Consider the following 21,270-nt stretch of genomic DNA (forward strand, 5'->3'; position numbering starts at 1 on the left):
ATTTTGTTTTAGCCCGGCCTGTTAGTAACTCCTCCTGATTACTGCATGCAGATTGTTATTTATGCTGATGGTTTCGTTTTTAACGCTTCCGTCCGCATTTTTACCGGTGACTACCTGCCGCTGCTGGTCGGTTCGGAAACCCGAGATCACTATGGTGTAATTTCTGCCAGCGTCAAACGGCACCCCGGTATCAAACTTGACACCATTGGCCGTATTACTTAGCGAAAAGCGAATTAAACCACCGGTGGCTAAATCATCTGTACCAAAATATTGGTAAGATGAATACTGCCCAAAGGTTAATTCTCCGGCTTGCGTACCGGCCAAATCTCCGTTGAGTTTTACCAGGTTGCAAGAGAGCGTTCCGGCATCAGCACTAAGGTGTATAAACCGGATGCCCGTTTTTCCGTCAACAGGTTTCCGATCATCCGGGGCCACCACCAGTTTATACTTTACATTGGATCCATCTGCTGCCATTGCATCGGCTACGTAAACTGCATTAAAACTTCTGCCACTGGTCTTTATAATTGTATCGAGCACAATTTTATTGTTTACATCAGTTAACATCAATCGGTGGTCGCCAGCTGCATAACGGGCATAGTTAATTCCCGCATTATTTGGTTGCGGATAGTCAAGGCCATTTAAATAACCAAAAGAGAAAAAAGGAAATGGATTACTTGTTTCTGAAGACACAGGCCTGGATTGTTCCTTAAACTGATCAACATACAATGCTATAGCCATTCGTCCTGGTCCGTATGCGGTTTCCATCACATCTGAGGCACTGTGAAAATTGATCGCAACGTCCTGCTCGTTGCCAGGCAGTACTTCGTTCACCTGTTTTTTACAGGCAGCTAACGATAGCATAATGCACGCACCATAAAGTGTTTTGTTCATTTTGCTGCGGCAACGATTATGTGTATTTTTAATTATTTTCATATCACTACTGTTTATTGTTCCTGAGTTTTAAGCAGGTAAGATTTGCCATTGCTCGTAGCGTATAAATTACCTTCCTCATCATAATTCAACAGTTCATCCCCGTTGCGAAAAGCATAGGTACCACTGCTTTGGTTAAAGGTGCCGGGAGCATAGGCATAAGTACGCTGATCGGCAAAATCAAAAACTACCCATTTTGGAAATCCAAATGTTTGAGCACCAGCCTGAAATAGTAAGACTTGCAAACGCCTGCCTGGTAGTGGCAAATAACCAAAAGTTTGATTAACGTCTCTGCCAGTTCCCATATTGAATTGCAGGCTTGAAAAAGGGCCCAGAACATTAAATTTCGAGCCTGTACCCGCACGGTCACTCGTGGTAAAATCGTTCAGTTTAACCCGTGCATCCAGATCATAAACTTCAATGATCGCAGTAAAATCCACCGATTCTTCCATTACATACAACAGCTTTTCATCTGGGCTGAAGCGAAGTGTTACCCCAGTATTGCTAAAGGGACTGCTTGTTCCTGGCATCCCGGCATAAGAAGTTCCGCCATATATGAGATTTTTGTAAAGGTATTTAATGTTGTCATCGGCTTTACTATAGCGTGCTATAGCATCCGGTAGAGTGCTGCCATTACTGCCATCGTTTATCCCAATGCCCAAATACACATTTCCCTTACTATCAGGATATATTTCGGATATGATCATTTTAACAGCATTCACCGATCCTTCATAAGGAGCAGCGATGGTTTGTGATTGGTTTAAAACCGTCAGTTGTTTACTGTTGAGGTCTATTTTTCCAAACACATAATTAGTCCCTGATGTACGCGCAGAAAAATATAGACTCTGACCCATCGGGTCTACTCCGCCCGCCTGAAACTTGGTTATCGCAGCGCCTCCCGGTATTAATGCACCCGAAAGGTCGTACAGAATAGTTTCCTGTCCGTTTTTATTAATCTGTCTCAAATCTTTATTCACCGCCGAGTAATAGTAAATATCGCCCTTACCATTTTGGCAGTTCAGAAATATGTTTTGACTGCCATTGTTAAAAGTCTTTAGCACCGTGCTTGTCAATTCATTATTAAAACTTCCGGTGCCTCCAGGTGTAAATACATCTATTGCCGCGCCTAAAGTTGTGTTATCACCACTGATGATTTTTACTTCTTTTGCTTTTCCGGTCATTTCATTGGTTATAATGATAAAAACCTGATCGAGAATATTGCCGAAACCATCTTTTATTTTTTCGATTTTCACTATTGGTGCAGGCTTACCGCCAATGGCAATCTGCAGCTTGTTTTCCGGGTAAAGCTTACCTGTAATCGCTAAGGTGTCGCCAACAATATAGGCTGGCTTATAGGTGAAATTTTTAGTGTTGTCAATTTGGGGCAATGCCTGTAATTTGTTATAGAAGTTGTCGGCCTTTTTACAGGCCTGGAAACTTAACATCACCATGGCACATGCCATAATCAGCTTATTCCTTAACTTGCAGTATGGTTTATATTTGTTCATTATTTTTTTATTAAAATCCATAAGTGAAGGTTAGCAGGAAAAAGCGGCCCGGTTTATAGTCACTGGATAGCAGATCACCCTCAAAGCGGGCAACTTTGGCCGTCCCGGGCAGCGGAGTTGGATAAGATACTGTTGCCTTTTCATATTTGTAAGTAAAATTTGCATCTTCAGCCATTTGTACCGAGTTGTTCAGCACATTTTGAATACTTAATTTGGCTTGCAGGCTCTTCACTATCCGCTGGCTTAGTGAAAAATCCAATTGTTTACGTGTTAATTCTATTAAGCTGGCCTGGTCACCGGGGTAGGCAGTGATTGGTCCGTTTGCTGCTGTCGCTGCTTTACCTACGGAAGCTGCATAAATCCGCGGGCCAATTTGGTTGTAGGTTATAGATAATTTGGTGCCTGCGCCTGCATTTTCGTAATACAAACCTACATTTGCAGAGTAAGGCGCTTGTCCCTGCAATTGACGATCAATGGCCGGATCATACAATCCACCAGAAACACCTTGATCTGTTTTTACACGTGTTGCCTTGCTGTAGATATAAGAACCGTTGGCTATGATAGATAGATCACGGAAGAATTTAAACGGTATAAAGTCGAGGTTTTTGCGGATGTCTATCTCCGCGCCATAAACTTTGGCCTTGTCGGCATTAATGAAACTAATTGTCGATGGACCGGAGAAAAATAAATCCCGGTAAATGATCCGTTCGATAGGGTTGGTGATCTGCTTATAAAATCCGCCCAGGCTAACAGATTCACCTTTGGCATTGGCGTTGGGGTACCACTCCATCCGCAAGTCGTAATTATTTACAGTTGCAAATACCAAATTTGAGTTACCACGCACCGTTTGGTTATTAATATAGTCCAATTCGCTGTAAGGGGAAAGTTCCCTAAACTCCGGGCGGTTGAGGGTTCTGCCATAGGCTGCACGGAATACAAAATCTGTATTGGGGCGGTAGCCAATATTTAGTGAGGGCAAAAATTCTGTTGATTTTAAGTCAGCTAACACAGGTGCGTTTACGCCGCCGATATTACCAAACTGTGGCGCAATGGCTCCCGCTACTTTTTGGCGATTGTATTCTACCCTAACACCGCCATATATATCCAACTTACCATTAAAAGGAAGCAAACTGGCGGCAAGGTAACCGCTGTTATTTTGCTCGGTTGCGGTATAAGCATCTGATCCGCTGGTACGGTCAAATACTTTAAGCCCTGTTTTATTGTCGCGCAGATATTCGGGGCTCCAAAGCTTGTCCAAATCCTGCTGGTGCCAAAACACAATGTTGTAATCCATATTTGGCACATTAGCACCAATATTTGCTGAAACAGCATCGGGATAATAGCCTGAACTGTTCAAGTCGCCTTCATTTACGGTATATACTCTGCGAAAAACAACCCGTTCCTTCCACTGTTGATAAGTACCTGCTTTCAGGGTAATCCACGGCTTTAGTTTATACGTGTAATCCGCTGACCCGTTGTAGACCTTTTCATTGTTACGGATCCAAACCCTGGAAAGGTGACCCAGATCTATTGCGTTTCCAGACCCTTCGCCAATTTCCTCACTGCGAAATACCGGAACCCAGCTTTGTTCGTAATTAGCGCCACTTGGAAATCTACCATCATTGCTTATGTTATTTTGCAAATGGATGGCGCGCTGATCGGGTATGTCCAGTTTACTATAGGTGTATCCTGTATTCCAGTCCAGGTTCTGCTTGCCTGCTTTTCCAAAATAATGGCTGCCACCTATGTTGCCGCTGTACAAAAAGCGTTGCGAGTAAGAAAGGACGATGTCGCGCAGCTTCCTGTTGGTTTCGTTGCCGGCTGTGTTTCTGGGTTCCTGCCATATGCCATCCATATAAAACTGGTTTGTTCTGGAATCGCGTAGAATAGTTGACGACTGACCCTGCTGTAACAGGAAGTTTTTAAAGTATAACTTACTGCTGTCCCTTAGACTGTAGGTGAAGTTTTGCAGCAAGCTTAATTGGGCCGTTTCAGTATTTTGACTTTCATTGCTGATTCGGGATACCGTAGTCCCACTTGTAAGTTCGGGCGTAGCCGGATAGGTAAGATTACCCTGTGTGCGGTCAATATCCAGGTGTAACGGCTCGTTTTTGTAGCTCAATGAACTGAGGACAGACAGCGTTCTGCCAGCAACCTTAAAACCATTATAGTAGTTGGCCGTTAGCTGCATGAGTGGTAAGGCCGTCTTTTTTCCATAGTTTAATATGTTAGAAAAATCCTGCGCATATTGTTTCTGGCTCAAGGTTGCCTTGGTAAAGTCACCAAATCCAGGTACGCTCGACGGCAATTTCCTTGTCCCGTCGTCAAATCCCAGGAAATCAAACTTACCGCCCTGGTAGGTCAGGAAGTTTTTGTTAAAGGTTGTATTCTCCCGGTAACCGGTTTGGAACTCAATATCGAAGTGCTTTACGTTCTTAGCATCTTTGGTAAAGATCTTTACCGCACCGCCGGTCATATCACCTAATAAGTCGGGAGCGGCAGATTTGTAAACCAAGATCCGGTCGATGATCCGGCTTGGGATCAGGTCTAACGAGAAGGCACGGCTGTATAGCTCTGTAGACGGCGCGATGTTGTTGTTTAAATACGTTAAGTTGTAACGTTCGTTCATCCCGCGGATAATGATAAACTTATCATCCCGGATAGTTACGCCTGCAATCTTACGCACCACCTCGGCCGCATTACGGTCGGCAGACTTGCTAATCTGCTCGGATGAAATACCGGAAACGACCGATTGTGAGTTTTTGATTTCAGCTACGACTTGCCTATCTGTTGTATGTGAAACAGGTGCGCGGACTTTGCGGGTACCGCTCACCACCACTTCGTTAAGCGCGTTGGAACCACGCATTTTTACGTCAAAGCTTTCCTCTTTGTCGCCTTTCACTTCCACCTGTACGGTTTCTGTGGTAAAGCTTATGTAAGTCACCTTCAAGGTATACTTACCGGCAGGAACATTGCTGAACTTGTAGTAGCCTTCGTTATCAGACTGCATGCCTTTGCGCAGTTCTACAATGTAAACGGATGCACCCGGGAGGGGCTGAGAACTCTCAAATTCAACAATCCGGCCTTTAAGGGTGCCGGGGCCTTGACCGGCGGATGCGTTTGGGCTTTTCAAATCAGGCATGATGATGACCTTGCCTTCAACAATTTTATAGTTGTGTCCGGTGTCTTTCAGTAACTGATCCAGTATGGTAGTTAATGGTTGTGCCGAAAATTTAGCTACCGGTGCTTTCTGTGCCATCAAGGATTTGGCGTTGTAAGCAAAGGGGATGTCGCTCTTTTCCTGAAGCCTTTTTATGGCAACGTCAAGTTGTTCTTCATTGAAAGCAATGGTTATTCGCGCAGTAGATTGTGCTTTAAGATGGTACGGCGTTAAGCTGAGGCATAAAAAAGTTACGATAATTATACCGCGTAACCCTCCCGTTCGGCCTTTGTATTGCAAAAAGCCGCGTTGTTGAAATTTGATCATTTGTATCTGGGTGTATGTTATTTTATAGTTACCTGATTACCTTTACGGGTGTATTGCATACCGTTCACTGAACTGATAATGTTCAGTACCGACTCCAATTTATCCTTCCTGCTGAATGTGAATGAGTAACTTCCGTCCAATACATCGGGATCTGCCGATTGGATATGAACAGCGTAATACTGGTCTATTACGTCGGCGAGTTCGTTGAAGGAAACAGACTGCAGCAAGATGTTACCGGACATCCACGCGGGCAGCGCTTCATTGTGGGTGGTAAGGGATAGCTTTTGACCGGAATATAAACCTGCATTCAATCCCGTGTTTTTGGTCAAGGTTGCCAGCAGCGTATGACCTGAAGTTATCTTAACTTTCCCGGTCATTACCCTGATCTGGTACAAACCACTTGACCGCAGCGTACGGATATTGAAGCTTGTTCCTACTACGCTGGTGTTGATTTTTTCGGAAGCGATGCGAAACGGCCGGCCGGGGTCTTTGGCTACTTTAAAAAACGCCTCACCACGAATCAGTTGGACCAGGCGGGAGGTGTCGGAAAATTTTGATGGATATTTAAATGACGATCCTGAATTCAGCCAGACATGTGAGCCGTCATTTAAAACAACTTCTCGGGTTTGGCCTGCAGGAACGGTAACAGACAGATAATTGATCTGTCCGGAGCGGCTACCCGGTCTATTAATAACATAAAGTAAACTTGCTGTTGCAATAAGTATTACCGCTGCAGCTGCCGACCAGTAACGGATGAGCGCAGGCTTGCCCGTCGGCCTTTCCGTACCAGCTTGGATATGTGCCCAAAGGTCGTCTTTAGCCCTTCGTCTTTCAAAAGGGGTTTTGAAACCGGCCTCTGCTTTATCCAGGTTGTCATACCAGTCGTTGATCTGTGACCTGTCATCGACGGAAACATTGCCGGAAAGATATTTTTTGAGTAGTGTAAATAAATTTTCGTCCATGAGTAAATCTTACTTCTACTCATACGGCAAAAAAAACACCTGATCGTCCCGACTGTTTTTACGAATTAATGTAATGGTAACATGCTTAATGTTTAATTAACATAATGAGCACCGGTAGCCAAAGGTCATATTTGGTAATTAACGATTCCCGCAACCGGCCTACACCTATTGAAAGCTGGTTTTTAACTGTCTTTTCAGCAATGGATAGTCGGAAAGCAATTTCAGAGATTGATAACCCTTCCTTGCGGGAGAGGTTTAAAATTTCTTTCATGCGCTCGGGCAGTGCATCTATCTCATCATCCAGGATCTGCTCAAGTTCCTTTGTTTCCATGGGTAAATGAGGCAGTACAGAGAGATTTTCGTCGTCTGTTACGTCCTCACCATCTACAAAGGCATATTTATTTGCAGCTACATAATGGTTAATGATCTTGTATTTAAGCGCAGCAAAAATGTAAGATCTAAAAGATCTTTTAAGATTGATCTTTGCTGCATTATTCCAGATGTAAATAAAAAGATCCTGTACAATGTCTTTTGCATCGTCTTCAGAGCCTGTTTTTTTCCAAACTAATGTATACGCTTCTTCCCAGTAATTATCGAACAAAGACTGGAAGGCCGCATGGTTACCTTGTTTTATTGAAGTAAACAGCTCTTCATCGACTGGTGCTAGCTTTTGCGACATTCATTTCAATCTAAAATCAACAAGTCGTTTGGCTTATGCCGAAACGATGGTTCAAAAGTAGAAAGTTTTTATTAACTAATCATTATGGTAAAGTTATGGACTCGGAGCCCAGTCTCTAGACGAAATTGATGCTCAAAGCCTAAGTAAAGTGCATTTGCAGATATACAAAGGCCTGATTTATATTACTGAAATTACTTATTACCAAGATTAAAATGTTGAACTTTGCATCAAAAACAATTTATCTGTGTATTTGTCTAATATAAGGGTCTGATGATCAGCGCTGTCTATTAACCTTCTAAAATTTATCGTTATGGCTTTCAAAGCAAGATTAAATTTTTCGGGCAAAGAGTACGATGTACTTAATTGCTGTTATGCCCTTAACCGCGATGTAGACTCAAAAGGACGCCCGTCCTCAGGTGTATATGGCGGCACCATTGACATTGAAGTAGAATCAACAGAAGATACCTCTGTGATCGAATTGATGGTAAACAATCAGTATAAACCGCTAACCGGCACCCTGCTGATTAAAAAATCAGAAGAAGATGCAAAAATGAAAGAGCTGACATTTGAGGACGCTTACATTGTAAAGTATTCTGAAGGTTTGAACATCATAGGCGATACCCCGATGAGCTACAAATTCACCATATCTGCGCGTAAGATAAGGCTGGGCAATGCAGAGCATGTGAATGACTGGCCGGGTGTTACTGCCTGATCGTTCCGGGTAAATTGGTAAATTAAGGAGAGGATATATTTCCGTTCAATAAAAAAACGAAAGGCGTATAATCTCTCATACATCTGTTAAAAAACAAGTCATCGTTTACCGAAATTACCATGGTGTTTACCATCTTTTCTTCATCATATAAAATTCATTTTCAGGCACTAATAAAATTCGTAATGTTAGCCCAGATTACCTCAATATTGATTTATTAGAGAGTGAACAGGTAATACAAACTCCTTTTCTGTACTATCTCACTTCTGTCCTTGATAAATAAACAAATTACTTTTAACGATCTAAGGAAAAGTTCGGTGAATTTGTAAAAATACCCTCCTTTGCCAGGCCTGTGGATGCGCCCTACATCTTAACATCATATAATTAGAAAGCTACCCCTGGCGTATCTATGACAATTGAAAGCGAAAAAACTGCCTGAAAGTATTGAAAACCGTATTACAAATTGAACTTTTATCCGCTACGATATAATGTCAAAATTACTAATTAAAATAAAAGAATTTGCAGCTCATGGCGGGCTTTCGGCGAAAAGGATCGGGGCCGCAGGACATGAAATGCTTACCAACAGAAAGTGGCAGGTTCGTGATTGCAAAAATTGAAAGACACATTAGCTATGGAAAGTATGCGTTATGGTCGGACATTTCATGGGGTGCCGGTTTAAAATTTGTAAATGACGTTACGCATATAGATGCTAACAATAGAGGCCTATGGCAAAAGCTTACGGTTTATCGTCCTATTTGGTTAACGACTTACAAAAATGAAGCTGCTATTAAAAAGCTATTTTAGATTATTGGGCATTGATTGGCTTTGCTCATTACTCCGACAACTTAATTGCTTTATACGGAATAAAAACACCTGATAAGTGGCTGTTTAATGATTTTGGACACGTATCTATCAAATATTCTCGGGATAACAACTATTATAGTTTTTTAAATACAAAAGAGCATGTACTTGGAGACATTATACAAACTATTCCTGGCAATGAAGCTATAAGCCATTATAACTACACGCAGCAAACGGGACAAACAAAGTTTATGATTAATTCGCCAAGTTCGCACGGATGCATTCACATAAAACCTGATGATGTGGATACAATGCTCTCTTCCGGCTATTTGAATAAAGGGCAGACGGTTGTTGTACACGCTTATAGCGAAGCGGTCATACCTGGAACCATTAAGCTTGACAGGTACACTTTAGGAGGTTACGAAGCTCACTTCTTTCCGGGATTGTTTAAAATCGGAATATATAAGGTTGCTTAGTCAACAGCAAATAATAGTATAACAAGACCATTTTATGCATCATTAAATTAAGAGATAGCCATTATGGAAAACAAATTAAAAGTAGACATCACTATCGAGGGTACCCCTATAAAGCACTTCTCTACATTTACACTTGATCAGCGTTTTAATGAGCACCACACATTCCAACTGAGTTTTAATCATGATCAGATTGAGAACACCAACAATATAACGCTTGAAAAATCAAAGGATTTTATTGGTAAAAACCTTACCGTGCAATTTGGTAGGGGTGAAGATTACGAACATCAGTTTACTGGGAAAATCACCAAAGTAGAAATAGCGCAAAGCCACGGTTTTCAGGGCGACATTATTATCAGTGGCTTTAGTCCGAGTGTATTGATTGACCGCGGCCCTGATCTAGGATCTTATTTGGCCAAAGATCTTAAAACAATATTACAAAAGGCTACTACCGATGCACCACAAAATGATCTAAGTTTTAATTTCAACCCCGCCTACACTTCTAGGATCGATTATATTATCCAATACCGGGAAAGTGATTTCGATTTTATTAATCGCCTTTCCGCCGAGTATCATGAATGGTTTTATTATGATGGTGTTAAACTTAATTTTGGCAAGCCTGTTAAGTTAGATGACGTAGCACTCGTCTATGGAAGAGACTTGCACAGTTTGCAATATGGTATGCAGATTGCGCCGCTTAATTACAGAAAATTCTCATACCATTCGCAGCAAGATGAATTGCTAAGTCACAACCTGCAGGGGGTAAATCAGGGTCACCAGACTTGTCGCATGCTATAGCTGCTTCCAACCAGGTTTATAGTAAAAAGTATAGTGAACCTTTGGATGTAAGGGTAAATTCGTAAAAGGAAATAGACACCTTTGTAAACGATGAACACAAGGCACTTATATCAGAATTAATATCCATTCTAGGTAGTGGCGATAATCCAAGGGTTAAATTGGGCTGTATTGTTAGTATTGGTACCAGCATGCGCGTTGACACAGGTTTCCAGGTACAGGATTTTGGTAAGTTCCTGGTAACATCGGTTTTACATCAGTTAGATGGCCTTGGGCATTATCATAATACTTTTCAGAGCGTGTCAGCTGATTCTGAAAAACTCCCGGTAAGGCACGTACATAAGCCATCGCCTGATATGCAGTTAGCCACCTTAGTTGATAATGACGACCCTCAAAAACAGGGGCGTATTAAAGTACAGTTTAAATCGCAGTGTACATCCAATGATCCAACAGAGTGGCTAAGAATTGTTAGCCCAAGCGCTGGTAACGATGATCAGGGTCAGAACAACCGTGGCTTTATGGCCATTCCCGAAATTAACGATCAAGTTTTAGTTGGTTTTGAACAAGGTAATATTGCCCGCCCGGTCATAATGGGTAGTGTTTACCATAGCAACAATGGCGATAGCCAGCAACAGGTAGGCAATCATTTAAAAAGTATAGGCACCAGAAGCGGACACATCATTGGATTCGATGACAGCCCGGGCATACAGGGCATTACTATAGCAGACAGGAAAGGTAATGTAATACTTATCAATACTTTTGATAATAGTATGGAAATTACCTCATTGGGCAATATGACATTAAATGCCAAAAATCTAAAGATCCGTGTTGAAGAAAATATGGATGTACTGGTAGGTCAAAATAAAAAGGAAATAGTTAAGGGGGATATGGAACAGCAATCACAAAACTTGAAGCACGATGTGATCGACAGCAGCACGCAAACCACAGGTAAAAAGTTTCAGCATTTATCTGGAGAAACCACAATTGCAACAACTCAGGGTAAAATGATACTAGACGGCACAGGAACAGTAGTTATTCAAAGCAAAGACCGTATTGATTATGGAGAATAGTGTAGCAATTTCTGGGTCTGTTGTAAAACGATCCTTACCCGGCAAACTCAATTATTATATTACAATTAGCAACGGCTTACGCACTATTGATGATGAAAGTATAATGAGAGTAGAAATGCCCTGCTCAGTTAGTATGACTAATGTTAAAGACGATGCAGATGTGTATGAACTTACCTTTGGTAGCCTAATTATTAATGGGCACGAGGACGGCGAATACGATCAGTGGGAATGGCTTTACGCTAAAATTTTCAGCATGAATAACGTGTTGTTAATCAAAACCGATACCACCGGTAAAATCACTAGGGTAGGCGAAAAAACGGAGATTGTAAAGCGTTGGAAAGAGGCACGCGCCGATATATTGGTAACTTTTGACGAAGAAGAGTCCGAGGCAATAGTAAGCACCATGGACAAAGAGTTTGAACAAAACTTGAAGCAGCTTTATCATAATGATACACTATTAAACTTTATATTCAATGATATCTACCATCAGTATAACCATGAGCCGGTAGCTACACCTAAAACGTTACTTAAACACTTTGGGCCGGTTGAAGTACCCATTATTGAATATAAAAACTTGATTGATGCTAACAGTAGCGCTAATACTTCAGTTGTTAGTATTAAAGCAACAATATTGCCCGATCAATTAGATCTGACAGCAGTAAACGATTACTTGGCAAAGGTTAACCATTTTGAGTCGGATGAGGATAGTGACTATACTTTTCATTACGAGGGCTTATACAAATTTACATACGGATGCGAAAGATAGTTATATCGAAGAGGCAGAACTAAAAATAAGCGGCAGTTTTGGCGAATACTTTGAGAAAGTAGGTAATTACCATATTAAACTACAGGCAAATGGGTAGGTTATATATTTTAGATCGGGCTTGTGTACTATGTTCATTAGGAACATCTCCTGGTAAGATAAAAGTTAATTCCCAACACAAACTATACATACAGGGGAAGCTTAAGGTTATAGATGCTGATAAATTAATTGAACCTAATTTTATCAGTTGTAAGCGCTCGCCTGACCAGCCTGCGTGTACGCCTAAATTAAAAAAATGGCAGCTTACCAGCCGTAAGGTGACCATGGGAGAAAAGAAGTTTGTAATGAACGATTCTACTATTGAGTGTACGTATGGTGGTTTAATAAAAATACAGGATTCATTGCAGCGCACGCAGGGCGCAGGCAGTAATAGCAAAATAATTGAGCAATTATCAGACACGGTGCCGCTGGTGCCCCATAAGCAACCTGCAAATAAATGGCAATAGTATAAAATAAAATTTATGCCAAACGGAACCTCAGGTACTATTAAGGTACGCCCGCAATTTTTAAATCCGCCGGCGCAAGGCAACATGCTTTTGAAACCGGAGTATAGAAGCAAGCCTCCGCTTTTGAGCCAGCCGCAACAAGACAATGTTCTTCTTACACCGGAGTATAGAAAAAAGCTGCAAAAGCAAACTCCGGTACAAAGCAGCACTTACGTCTATAATCCGTCGCGCAGATTTGTAGGAACTGGTGGCTTGTTGTTACAACCGCAAAAAGGTAGTCCTGATTTTAAAGGGCACATCATTTTTGTTAATGGCAATATCGGCAGCGCGCTGCACAGTACTGCAGGTGTAATTAACTCCCTGCGTGACAAGGTGCCTGAAGAAACACATACCGGCAAACGTGGCCAAAATGTAAATGAAGGCCAAAGTGGCGAAGGTAATTTGACCGATTCAGAAGATCGTTACTCTCAGAAGCAGGCTGATATCGACAAAAAGAAAAAAGGTTCATTATCGAATTATGCAGCAAAAGTGACAAGGTACACCATATCACCTAGTTTAATTACTAAAGATGTTCTTGATAGTGCATTCTCATATTCAAAATATGAACGGTTTATAGGATATTGGAATGTTGAATCTAACAATTATAAGTTTACAGAAACTTATGCTGATTATTTTGATGCCAAAGGTAGCCAGCATTTCATAAACGGTTCTCACGGTTTGCAGTCAAAAGCGCCTCACCGTATGCAACATGGCATTGCACAAGGTTATGCGTGGGCTCAAGCAAATTTATCCACCATTACCAAGGAGGGCTATGAAAAAAACAAGAAATTTGCCCCATGGATGCCACAACCCAAGGATGAGCCCATAACTGTAGTAATGCACAGCCAGGGTAATGCTATGGGTTTAGGCGTTGTAAGTGGTATTGGAAAGTATCTATCTGAGAAGGGATGGGATAAAATGGGCCTTAATTTGGTGATGCTTTCCGTCCATCAGAATATGGCTTTGAATAGCGCAACCTATGCTAATTACAAACGGGAGAAAATGGATATGCTTGCTCACGAATATGTCTTGAACAAGTTACCCGGAATATATTCTCAGGATAAATTGTTAACCCCGCAAGGCATTAATGAATTTGCCCCCTCTATATTTGGAAATTGGGATGGTGTCAAAAAACATAGCGTACAATTTACATTTGCGAATGACCGCTTGGACGTAGTTACCCGAATGGGGGATATACCGGGTATGCTGAATGCTTGCGGATCAGAGATCAAAACAGATGTAATGCCTTTCCATATTTCCAATGGCATAGCTCATATGCATGAGTACTTTTTGGACAATTTATTTGAAGTTAGCAAAGTTGATAAGGGAGTTGTAGTTGTTAATACTAAAAAAACGAAATCCTATCGCCACCTGGTTTCAAATTTTATGGCCAGGTATAAAGAATATCACCTCAAAGTAGCTTTTTACGCGCTAAATCCCAAAGAACGTTATTTCACAAGTTCAAACCCTTACGGCGGAAGTTCAACTACTGATTTTTTAGAACAGCATAAAAACAACCTGGTTTCGGCTTATGGAGAATTGTGGAACGTAGAGTTAAGCGTGCATGGCGCACCTGTTAGATGGGGCTTGCAAAAAAACATGTTAGGCCCTAATTGGACAAGCAAAAGCATTTTTGAACTGGTAAAAGAAAAAGGGAACAGTATATACTACAGAAAAGCTAACAAAGGGGCTCCGTTAGCAAATGTGGGTGATGTCTATCGTAAATAACAAGAGTGCCGGATCAAATGACAAAGTTTATTATTTTAAAGGATTTAAAAAGTAATCTAAGGGCTTTTGGAGCTTGGATTTTAAAAAGAATGGAGACGCGGCATCGGATATCTGTTTTCTTATTAACTGTACTATCCTTTTGTTCCTGCAACGGACAACTTGCTGACAAAAATTCCCGGTTTTTTGACAAAGACCAAGATATATATATAGCAGGTGACGAAAACAATACCGCCACTTACTGGAAAAATGGCGAGGCTGTTCGTTTGACCGACCTTAACAACTTTTCACATGCATCAGGTATAGCCGTTTTTGGCAATGATGTTTACGTATCGGGCTATAAAACAAATAATAAAGATGCTGTTTACGAGTCCGGTTCTTCTCAGCATACAGTAGTAACAGATTCTAAAAATAAGGTTCCCCAACGAAATGGCACCATAGCCGGTTACTGGAAAAATAAAAAATTTATGGATATAACGGATGGTACCGTTAATGCCGAAGCCTCTTCTATTGCAGTCATAGGTAATGATGTTTATGTGGCGGGCTACGAATGCGATGGGCAAAAGGCAGCGTCCGGATCGGATGATTTAAATAATGCGGTAGCCAAATATTGGAGAAATGGGCAACCGGTGGTTTTGACAGACGGCATTAATGTGGCAAGAGCTACATCTGTAGCAGTAAAAAATTCCGACGTGTATGTAGTCGGTTATGAGCAGTTGGGTCAGAATCAATCAAAAGAACTGCGTTATTGGAAAAACGGAAAACGAATCAATATCAAAATTGATAAGAACATAGGCCATGGCTCTGATTATTCTGAGGCATATTCAGTTTTCGTAGTTGGAAATGACGTTTACATTGCTGGAGCAGAATCAGGGCTGGCCACTTATTGGAAGAATGGCAACCCGGTTAAATTAATTGACCCAATAAAAAGTCAGCCCGGGCAAGTGGATAATATAATAGTATCAAAGGCAAGTTCAATAGTGGTTAACGGAACAGATGTTTATGTAGCAGGCACACAAGATACACTTGCCTCAATGAATACTGTTGCTAAATTTTGGAAAAATGGAAAGCCTCTTTCTTTAACGCACGCACCTGAGGATTTGAAAAGCAATGTATTTATTGCCTTAAGCGGTAAAAATGCTTGTTTGGCATATAGTTTAGCAGATAAATCAGATAAACGCACTGCAAGAATCTGGAAGCATGGCTTAACAAAGATTTTAAGTGACAAGGTAACTGAGGTTAACGCATTAGTCATTGTAAAACACTTATGATCAATTTGTACCCTAATTGATATAATAATCAGCTTCACGTATCCCGGCGTTCTCATATTGATTTTGTTTGAGCTTTCGCTGTTAATAAAACCATTCCAAATCCGGCGCAAATAAGAATAGCGATGATGTGGGGAAGCGCCTGTAAAACACTGGTGTAACTTTTGCTTAGTACGATAAGCATATCGTTGATTGGGATCATTGTTCCGGCAAGCAAGGTTATTCCCAACGCCCGCCTTTCCTTTAAAAGCACAAAAATGCAAATGATCAGCCCGGAGAAGATGTCTCTGATTCCTTTGATATAGTCAAAAGAATAGTCGCCATGATGGTTGAAATGTATGCCGAATGCGGCTGTTGCAGTCTCCGGAGCGAAAAAGAAGCGTGCACCGAGAAAGATCATTCCCAGGCCTAATACAAACGCGATCGTATAAGAAATTTTAGTTGTCATGATAATTTGTTTCAAATAATTAATGACACAAAATTATCAGGCCGGCGGCCGGCTTTAATGCACCTGGGTTAACAAATCAAATTCGGTTAAAAATTCTTTTACGTATTCGGCTCAGCGATTGCGGCTTTACGCCAACAAATGAGGCGATGTGATATTGGGAAATCCTTTGTTGCAGATCAGGGTGGTTTTTTAGAAACCCTTCATAACGCACTTCAGGGCTTTCCGTATAAAAGGAATTGATGTCTATCAGCATTTGCAGAAAAACCGCTTCCACTGCAATTCTGCCATAGCGTTCTCCTTCAAGAACTTTAGCATAGAGTATTTGCAGGTCACTGTATGATATTACAAAAACATGGCTGTCTTCCAAAGCTTGTATGATTTTTGAAGATTGCCTTTGCGGAAGGAAGCTTTCATAGTTGCTTACGTACTGATTTTCCTGAGAGAAGGCATATGTCTTTTCTTCACCATCGTGATTGATGTAGTATCTCATCAAACCTTTGGCAACAAACCCGACATGTTTGCAAATTTGACCGTCAGCTAAAAAGAAATCACCTTTTTTGTATGTTTTCTCTTTAAAAAGTGAGCTTATAATATCTTTTTCTTCGTGGCTTACCGTGATAAGCGATTGTATATTTGAAAGTAAGCTATCTATCATTGTATAATTTGCATTCTGCCATTTTATTTAATGGGAAGAAATTTTAAAGTATAAATTTTCTTTTGCAACTGCAAAGGAATAAGCAACCATTTGAATGGCAGATTAAATTTCTTTACGATTGTTTACGCATACTTAGCTTCACTTTTTCCCTGTGCTGTTCACCCCAGGCGCTAAGTTCGCCCAGAACATTTTTTAGAGTCCGGCTATAACCGGTCGCCTCGTAAATAATGCTCACCGGGGTAGTTGGGTACACTTTACGACTGATAAAATCATTTAACTCCAGGTCCTTGAGTTCTTTAGCTAAGACCTTGGCGGATATGCCGCTGAGTTCCTGCTGGATCTCGTTAAAACGTTTAGAGGATTGCACCAATGAAAGGATCAGGGCCAGTTTCCATTTACCATTCAGGACATAAAGCGCGTCGAGGACGTTTTTAAGAGAATTCGCGCATTCTACCTTGTTCGGAAGAGGTTCATTTTTAATGACTTTCATGGAGGTAAAGGTAAGCACTTACCCCAATGTAAGCGCTTACCTTTGGGTAACTACTCACTTTTTGCCAGTTGGTAACCCTAATTTTGCCGGTATGAAAAATATACTTTATTTGAAATCGAGCCTGCAGGGTGAAGCTTCCTACAGCAAAAAGCTGGGAGATGAGATCATTGAAAAAATAAAGATCAAATATCCAGGCAGCACGGTAGATGACCTGGACCTAGTTGAATCCGATATCCCGCATTTGAAGCCCCAAGTTTTAAAAGCGATGTTTTCCCTTGAGCCGGACCAGGCAGCTATTCAGCTATCGGATGCTTTGGTTAAACAATTATTCGCTGCGGATATCATTGTGATCGGTGCTCCGCTGATCAACTATACTATCCATAGTGCGCTCAAAGCCTGGATCGATCATATCACAAGGGCGGGGATCACTTTCGGCTATAGCGAAAACGGTCCTGTCGGCAAGGTCACCGGCAAAAAGGTTTATGTTGCCATGTCTTCCGGCGGTGTGTATTCAGAGGGCCCTGGTAAAGCCAATGATTTTGTGGCCCCTTACCTTAAAGCTTTCCTTGGCTTTTTAGGCATGACCGACTTAACGGTTTTCCGTGCCGAAGGATTAAAAGTACCGGGCATAAAGGAGCAGGCCATGGAGAAAGCTGTAAACAGTATATCGATCGACTGATGGAAACACTAAACAACTTCAAAAATTTCACAGATACGCTTGCCGTGCAAAGTGTGCGGATGCCTGTATTATTCACCTCGCACGGCAGCCCGATGGATATACCCTTGTCTAAAGAGGAGAAACCTTTTTGGAACAGTTTGTTTGAACTGGGAAAAAATCTGCAGCACAAATACGAAATCAAGGCCGCTCTGATCGTGTCGGCTCATTGGTGTACGCAGGGCACATTTGTCAACATCTCACCACAGCAGACACAGATCTACGACTATTACGGCTTTCCGGATGAATATTATCAGGTAAAATATCAGGCAGCGGGTGCGCCGGATATTGCAAGGGAGATCAAAAGGATCATTCCATTTGTAACAGAAACCCCTGAATGGGGGTTGGATCACGGTGCCTGGCCCATGCTGATGCACCTGTTTCCAAATGCTGATATCCCGGTTTTTCAAATGAGCATTGATTATCATGCTGCACCGGAGTATCACTTTCAACTGGGCAGGCAGCTCAAGTCGTTACGTGATAAAGGGGTCTTGATCATCGGCAGCGGGTCGCTGATCCATAATTTAAGCTTGGTCAGGCAACGTTTCGCGACCGGCGATATGACCCCTTTTGGCTGGGAGGCCGAATATGATCACTGGATCAAAAAGGAAATTGACCAGCGTAACTTCGACAGCATTATCAATTACGGCACCAGCCACGCTTTGGGTAAGCTGGCTGCACCCACACCGGATCATTTTGTGCCCGTGCTATACAGTCTTGGCCTTATGGCCAACAAGGATGAGGTTAGGCATTTTTATGAAGGTGCTGCCAAACTGCCGGCTTTCAGCGAACGCAGTTTTATAATGGAAGGCAATTAAAATCTCAAATATTGGAATCACGAGGGACGATAGGCTCGAACCATTATTTTTGCGATACACCCAGTTTAGGAGAGGAGAGGGAGAGTTCGGAACCGAAGCTGTAACATATTGACCTTAAGCCTATATCGTTATTTAAAATATGCGAACTCCATGAATGGTGTGCCTGATTTTTTTTAGCATGTTATTGCGTTTAATAGTTTTCGCAAATGCTTAATTTCTGATACAGATGTGTTGATGAGCATAAGTTGCTAGTGGATAATACCTTGAGAAACATCTAGGGATATTCAATTACATTGACTGAGTTTTCTAAATTATTGTTCTGAAACCTTTCTTGTGGTTGGCTAAATCAAGTCGGGTATTTAACCGATAAATCTAAAACTATAGGTGGACCCTTAGAATGCACGTTTATGAGTCAGTTTTGTATCCTGCCACCGATAGTTTTTTCAAGTGAAAGGCTACATTGTCCCGCTGCACTTTGGCATAATGCTCTTCAGTAGTAGACACTTTGCTATGACCAAGCAGGTAGGTGGCAATTTCTACAGGCACATCATTGTTCAGTAATACGGTTGAAGCGAACGTTTTCTCGCTACATGGTGGGTCAGATGCTTGTCAATCCCGGCTTCAATAGCCAACTCCTTTAGATAAGCATTGAGTTTTTGGTTGGAGATCATCGGCAGTAATGAACCTGATTTACCTGGATAGCCACGCGACCTTAAGATCTCCAGGGCGACCGGTAGGAGTAAGACCGAGAACCGTCGTTTAGTTTTCTGCCTGATCATTTCGATCCAAAGCATTCCCTGATCAGCCATCACCAAATGCTCATGCCTGAGTTGCATTAGTTCATGATAAGCAAGTCCTGTATAGCAAGAAAAGAGTTTCCTGGGAATGGCAAGGAATGGTTACGATGGGCAGAAATGAAAGCTGATTGGTATGACCCCAACATCGAATCGTACGATGAATTACTGGCCGATGTCGATAGGAATACGCTAGATCAAATTACTTAAAGAATCAGGTATGATCTGCAGGAACATAATGCTTATCTTTGTTTTTTGGCCAGCAGCAGGTCTTAGCGAAGCGCTAATTTTCGTTGCTGTTTAGCTTAATTATTTCATCAATTGGATAATAATGACCAGTGAAGTCGGTCGATGAGGATAATATACGAGTACCAATTCTAGTTTAAATAGGATTTAAGAAATTGAAAAGTCGCTTCGTAATTCAGTTTGTGATCGCTACTTTAAAATGGCGAAAAACTGGCCACTTTATCTACGACCTATTCTTGATGTCTTCACTTTTCCGTGTTGAATAGCATTGCCTATGCACCACTCGATCGTAAGTGCTTTAACTGCGCGCGGAGCGAAGGAAATCATATTTACTCAAGTTTTCGACAGGACCAATAGAAACTGCGGCAACTCGTCTTAACAGTAATTATTCATGCGTGACCTGTTAACACCGATCTCTACAACGGATAGTGTCCGCAAAATAAAATCTAACCCTTTTTAGCCGCACAGGTACGCTTGTTTATTTGCTTGCCAAACTGATTGTCGAAAACAACACCTAATTTGGTAACAAAATGTTTTATCCATGTAACTTTGCGGATCGAGCCACTTGCTATGTCACTTTATCATTTTACGCGATTAGATACTTTCCTGAACTATATCCTGCCTTCGGGGACATTAATGTCTAACAGTCTCGCTCTGATGAACGACCCGCGGGAGGCCCATGACTGGACCTTCGGCAGTACCAACGTGCCTTATGAAAAATTATTCCCGGCTTATTATTCGGATCAAACGCATATTGATTGTCAGTTCAGGTTCGGTAAAATGGTGAAAGACAGGTTTCAGGTCATTTGTTTCTCAGGCGCACAACGGAAGGGCTGGGATAACGAAATGATGTGGGCCCATTACGCGGACCGGCAGACAGGGGTCTGTCTGGAGTTCGATGAAGAAGCGTTGAAGCGCTCGATTGACGAAAATTTTCCGGGGACACGCTTTGAGATTCAAGATGTGAATTATGAGCAGCAGATCAGAAACCGCGATGCTTGGGTTTACTGGGATGAAAGCGTACCTCAAGAGCAAAATTTGACTAACTTTTTAGAACAGCTGAGCCGAAAGGTGACTTTTTATAAATCTCACTTTTGGGAGAAAGAGGACGAAAAACGCCTGTTGTTTCTTAACCACACCAATCGCCTGTTCGTACCGATCCTTAGTGCTTTGAAAGCGGTACATATTGGCTTGAATATTCCTAAGAAGGAACACGAGGCCATATTTCAGGCAGTTAAGGAGAAGGGTATTAAGTTATATGTCATGGTTTATCAAAGTAACCGCTATGAACGCTGGAACCTAAGTAAAAAAGAGGAGCAATGGTGGACGTCTAAAGATTGAAGCAGCAGGGGGGAACTAACCTGCTTTCCCTACTCATTACGAGCTACC

General features: G+C 41.7%; 20 protein-coding genes. 12 read left to right on the top strand and 8 right to left on the bottom strand.

The features are described from left to right. Nucleotides 1-21: 21 nt before the first annotated feature. From IEV61_RS15020 to IEV61_RS15040, 5 genes are all read right to left on the bottom strand, one after another. Entirely contained in the window at nucleotides 22-933 is a 912-nt protein-coding gene (locus tag IEV61_RS15020; protein ID WP_188417851.1) for a DUF4397 domain-containing protein, read from the bottom strand. 11 nt (nucleotides 934-944) lie between these two features. After that, nucleotides 945-2,438, bottom strand: a complete 1,494-nt coding sequence (locus IEV61_RS15025) for a hypothetical protein (RefSeq protein WP_188417852.1) — start codon at nucleotides 2,436-2,438, stop codon at nucleotides 945-947. 10 nt (nucleotides 2,439-2,448) lie between these two features. Beyond that, entirely contained in the window at nucleotides 2,449-5,925 is a 3,477-nt protein-coding gene (locus tag IEV61_RS15030) for a TonB-dependent receptor (RefSeq protein WP_188417853.1), read from the bottom strand. Nucleotides 5,926-5,942: 17 nt separating this feature from the next. Then, a complete protein-coding gene (locus IEV61_RS15035; protein WP_188417854.1) occupies nucleotides 5,943-6,887 on the bottom strand; it encodes a FecR family protein in 945 nt (314 codons plus the stop codon). Between the two features lie 85 nt (nucleotides 6,888-6,972). Beyond that, complete coding sequence (locus tag IEV61_RS15040; RefSeq protein WP_188417855.1) at nucleotides 6,973-7,566, bottom strand: RNA polymerase sigma factor; 594 nt, start codon at nucleotides 7,564-7,566, stop codon at nucleotides 6,973-6,975. A gap of 310 nt (nucleotides 7,567-7,876) precedes the next feature. Between IEV61_RS15040 and tssD the strand changes: the two genes are divergently transcribed. The 9 genes from tssD (at nucleotide 7,877) to IEV61_RS15085 (ending at nucleotide 15,718) form a co-directional block, all read left to right on the top strand. Then, nucleotides 7,877-8,278: a type VI secretion system tube protein TssD gene (tssD, locus tag IEV61_RS15045; RefSeq protein ID WP_188417856.1), complete on the top strand. Its 402-nt coding sequence runs from the start codon at nucleotides 7,877-7,879 to the stop codon at nucleotides 8,276-8,278. Nucleotides 8,279-8,803: 525 nt separating this feature from the next. After that, nucleotides 8,804-9,079 (top strand): hypothetical protein, encoded by a 276-nt coding sequence (locus tag IEV61_RS15050; protein WP_188417857.1) that lies wholly within the window; start codon nucleotides 8,804-8,806, stop codon nucleotides 9,077-9,079. 11 nt (nucleotides 9,080-9,090) lie between these two features. Continuing rightward, nucleotides 9,091-9,552, top strand: a complete 462-nt coding sequence (locus IEV61_RS15055) for a hypothetical protein (RefSeq protein ID WP_188417858.1) — start codon at nucleotides 9,091-9,093, stop codon at nucleotides 9,550-9,552. Between the two features lie 63 nt (nucleotides 9,553-9,615). Then, nucleotides 9,616-10,347: a contractile injection system protein, VgrG/Pvc8 family gene (locus IEV61_RS15060; protein ID WP_188417859.1), complete on the top strand. Its 732-nt coding sequence runs from the start codon at nucleotides 9,616-9,618 to the stop codon at nucleotides 10,345-10,347. A 188-nt stretch (nucleotides 10,348-10,535) separates the two neighbouring features. Then, nucleotides 10,536-11,414: a phage baseplate assembly protein V gene (locus tag IEV61_RS15065; RefSeq protein WP_188417860.1), complete on the top strand. Its 879-nt coding sequence runs from the start codon at nucleotides 10,536-10,538 to the stop codon at nucleotides 11,412-11,414. Between the two features lie 133 nt (nucleotides 11,415-11,547). Further along, nucleotides 11,548-12,180 carry a hypothetical protein gene (locus tag IEV61_RS15070; RefSeq protein ID WP_188417861.1) on the top strand — a complete coding sequence of 211 codons (633 nt, stop codon included), beginning with the start codon at nucleotides 11,548-11,550 and terminating at the stop codon, nucleotides 12,178-12,180. 89 nt (nucleotides 12,181-12,269) lie between these two features. Beyond that, nucleotides 12,270-12,683 (top strand): PAAR-like protein, encoded by a 414-nt coding sequence (locus IEV61_RS15075; protein WP_188417862.1) that lies wholly within the window; start codon nucleotides 12,270-12,272, stop codon nucleotides 12,681-12,683. A 15-nt stretch (nucleotides 12,684-12,698) separates the two neighbouring features. Continuing rightward, on the top strand, nucleotides 12,699-14,450 hold the full coding sequence (locus IEV61_RS15080) for a hypothetical protein (protein WP_188417863.1): 1,752 nt from the start codon (nucleotides 12,699-12,701) through the stop codon (nucleotides 14,448-14,450). A gap of 17 nt (nucleotides 14,451-14,467) precedes the next feature. Beyond that, nucleotides 14,468-15,718: a hypothetical protein gene (locus tag IEV61_RS15085; RefSeq protein ID WP_188417864.1), complete on the top strand. Its 1,251-nt coding sequence runs from the start codon at nucleotides 14,468-14,470 to the stop codon at nucleotides 15,716-15,718. Between the two features lie 52 nt (nucleotides 15,719-15,770). On the opposite strand, the gene IEV61_RS15090 is transcribed toward IEV61_RS15085, so the two are convergent. The 3 genes from IEV61_RS15090 to IEV61_RS15100 all read right to left on the bottom strand — a co-directional run bounded on the left by IEV61_RS15090 (nucleotide 15,771) and on the right by IEV61_RS15100 (nucleotide 17,308). Continuing rightward, entirely contained in the window at nucleotides 15,771-16,163 is a 393-nt protein-coding gene (locus IEV61_RS15090; protein ID WP_188417865.1) for a DUF4267 domain-containing protein, read from the bottom strand. A gap of 76 nt (nucleotides 16,164-16,239) precedes the next feature. Further along, the gene (locus IEV61_RS15095) at nucleotides 16,240-16,818 is read right to left on the bottom strand and encodes a Crp/Fnr family transcriptional regulator (protein ID WP_188417866.1); all 579 of its coding nucleotides are present in this window, start codon (nucleotides 16,816-16,818) and stop codon (nucleotides 16,240-16,242) included. A 112-nt stretch (nucleotides 16,819-16,930) separates the two neighbouring features. Further along, the gene (locus tag IEV61_RS15100; protein ID WP_188417867.1) at nucleotides 16,931-17,308 is read right to left on the bottom strand and encodes a winged helix-turn-helix transcriptional regulator; all 378 of its coding nucleotides are present in this window, start codon (nucleotides 17,306-17,308) and stop codon (nucleotides 16,931-16,933) included. Between IEV61_RS15100 and IEV61_RS15105 the strand changes: the two genes are divergently transcribed. The 3 genes from IEV61_RS15105 (at nucleotide 17,307) to IEV61_RS15115 (ending at nucleotide 21,222) form a co-directional block, all read left to right on the top strand. Continuing rightward, the gene (locus IEV61_RS15105; RefSeq protein ID WP_229747164.1) at nucleotides 17,307-17,987 is read left to right on the top strand and encodes an FMN-dependent NADH-azoreductase; all 681 of its coding nucleotides are present in this window, start codon (nucleotides 17,307-17,309) and stop codon (nucleotides 17,985-17,987) included. The two genes, IEV61_RS15100 and IEV61_RS15105, sit on opposite strands and share 2 nt — an antisense overlap. Then, nucleotides 17,987-18,841 carry a dioxygenase family protein gene (locus tag IEV61_RS15110; protein WP_188417868.1) on the top strand — a complete coding sequence of 285 codons (855 nt, stop codon included), beginning with the start codon at nucleotides 17,987-17,989 and terminating at the stop codon, nucleotides 18,839-18,841. Before IEV61_RS15105 ends, IEV61_RS15110 begins: the two co-directional genes overlap by 1 nt. Before the next feature lie 1,697 nt (nucleotides 18,842-20,538). Beyond that, complete coding sequence (locus IEV61_RS15115) at nucleotides 20,539-21,222, top strand: DUF2971 domain-containing protein (protein ID WP_188417869.1); 684 nt, start codon at nucleotides 20,539-20,541, stop codon at nucleotides 21,220-21,222. Nucleotides 21,223-21,270: the final 48 nt, after the last annotated feature.

The organism is Mucilaginibacter galii (genome assembly GCF_014635825.1).
GTDB lineage: Bacteria > Bacteroidota > Bacteroidia > Sphingobacteriales > Sphingobacteriaceae > Mucilaginibacter > Mucilaginibacter galii.

What these genes read in the sequence shown, in the direction of transcription:
- tssD (WP_188417856.1), top strand. Translation starts at nt 7,877, where the DNA reads ATGGCTTTCAAAGCAAGATTAAATTTTTCGGGCAAAGAGTACGATGTA.
- IEV61_RS15035 (WP_188417854.1), bottom strand. Translation starts at nt 6,887, where the DNA reads ATGGACGAAAATTTATTTACACTACTCAAAAAATATCTTTCCGGCAAT.
- IEV61_RS15105 (WP_229747164.1), top strand. Translation starts at nt 17,307, where the DNA reads ATGGAGGTAAAGGTAAGCACTTACCCCAATGTAAGCGCTTACCTTTGG.
- IEV61_RS15040 (WP_188417855.1), bottom strand. Translation starts at nt 7,566, where the DNA reads ATGTCGCAAAAGCTAGCACCAGTCGATGAAGAGCTGTTTACTTCAATA.
- IEV61_RS15115 (WP_188417869.1), top strand. Translation starts at nt 20,539, where the DNA reads ATGAACGACCCGCGGGAGGCCCATGACTGGACCTTCGGCAGTACCAAC.
- IEV61_RS15020 (WP_188417851.1), bottom strand. Translation starts at nt 933, where the DNA reads ATGAAAATAATTAAAAATACACATAATCGTTGCCGCAGCAAAATGAAC.
- IEV61_RS15075 (WP_188417862.1), top strand. Translation starts at nt 12,270, where the DNA reads ATGGGTAGGTTATATATTTTAGATCGGGCTTGTGTACTATGTTCATTA.
- IEV61_RS15090 (WP_188417865.1), bottom strand. Translation starts at nt 16,163, where the DNA reads ATGACAACTAAAATTTCTTATACGATCGCGTTTGTATTAGGCCTGGGA.
- IEV61_RS15100 (WP_188417867.1), bottom strand. Translation starts at nt 17,308, where the DNA reads ATGAAAGTCATTAAAAATGAACCTCTTCCGAACAAGGTAGAATGCGCG.
- IEV61_RS15110 (WP_188417868.1), top strand. Translation starts at nt 17,987, where the DNA reads ATGGAAACACTAAACAACTTCAAAAATTTCACAGATACGCTTGCCGTG.
- IEV61_RS15050 (WP_188417857.1), top strand. Translation starts at nt 8,804, where the DNA reads ATGGCGGGCTTTCGGCGAAAAGGATCGGGGCCGCAGGACATGAAATGC.
- IEV61_RS15085 (WP_188417864.1), top strand. Translation starts at nt 14,468, where the DNA reads ATGACAAAGTTTATTATTTTAAAGGATTTAAAAAGTAATCTAAGGGCT.
- IEV61_RS15065 (WP_188417860.1), top strand. Translation starts at nt 10,536, where the DNA reads ATGCGCGTTGACACAGGTTTCCAGGTACAGGATTTTGGTAAGTTCCTG.
- IEV61_RS15070 (WP_188417861.1), top strand. Translation starts at nt 11,548, where the DNA reads ATGACTAATGTTAAAGACGATGCAGATGTGTATGAACTTACCTTTGGT.
- IEV61_RS15080 (WP_188417863.1), top strand. Translation starts at nt 12,699, where the DNA reads ATGCCAAACGGAACCTCAGGTACTATTAAGGTACGCCCGCAATTTTTA.
- IEV61_RS15025 (WP_188417852.1), bottom strand. Translation starts at nt 2,438, where the DNA reads ATGAACAAATATAAACCATACTGCAAGTTAAGGAATAAGCTGATTATG.
- IEV61_RS15095 (WP_188417866.1), bottom strand. Translation starts at nt 16,818, where the DNA reads ATGATAGATAGCTTACTTTCAAATATACAATCGCTTATCACGGTAAGC.
- IEV61_RS15030 (WP_188417853.1), bottom strand. Translation starts at nt 5,925, where the DNA reads ATGATCAAATTTCAACAACGCGGCTTTTTGCAATACAAAGGCCGAACG.
- IEV61_RS15060 (WP_188417859.1), top strand. Translation starts at nt 9,616, where the DNA reads ATGGAAAACAAATTAAAAGTAGACATCACTATCGAGGGTACCCCTATA.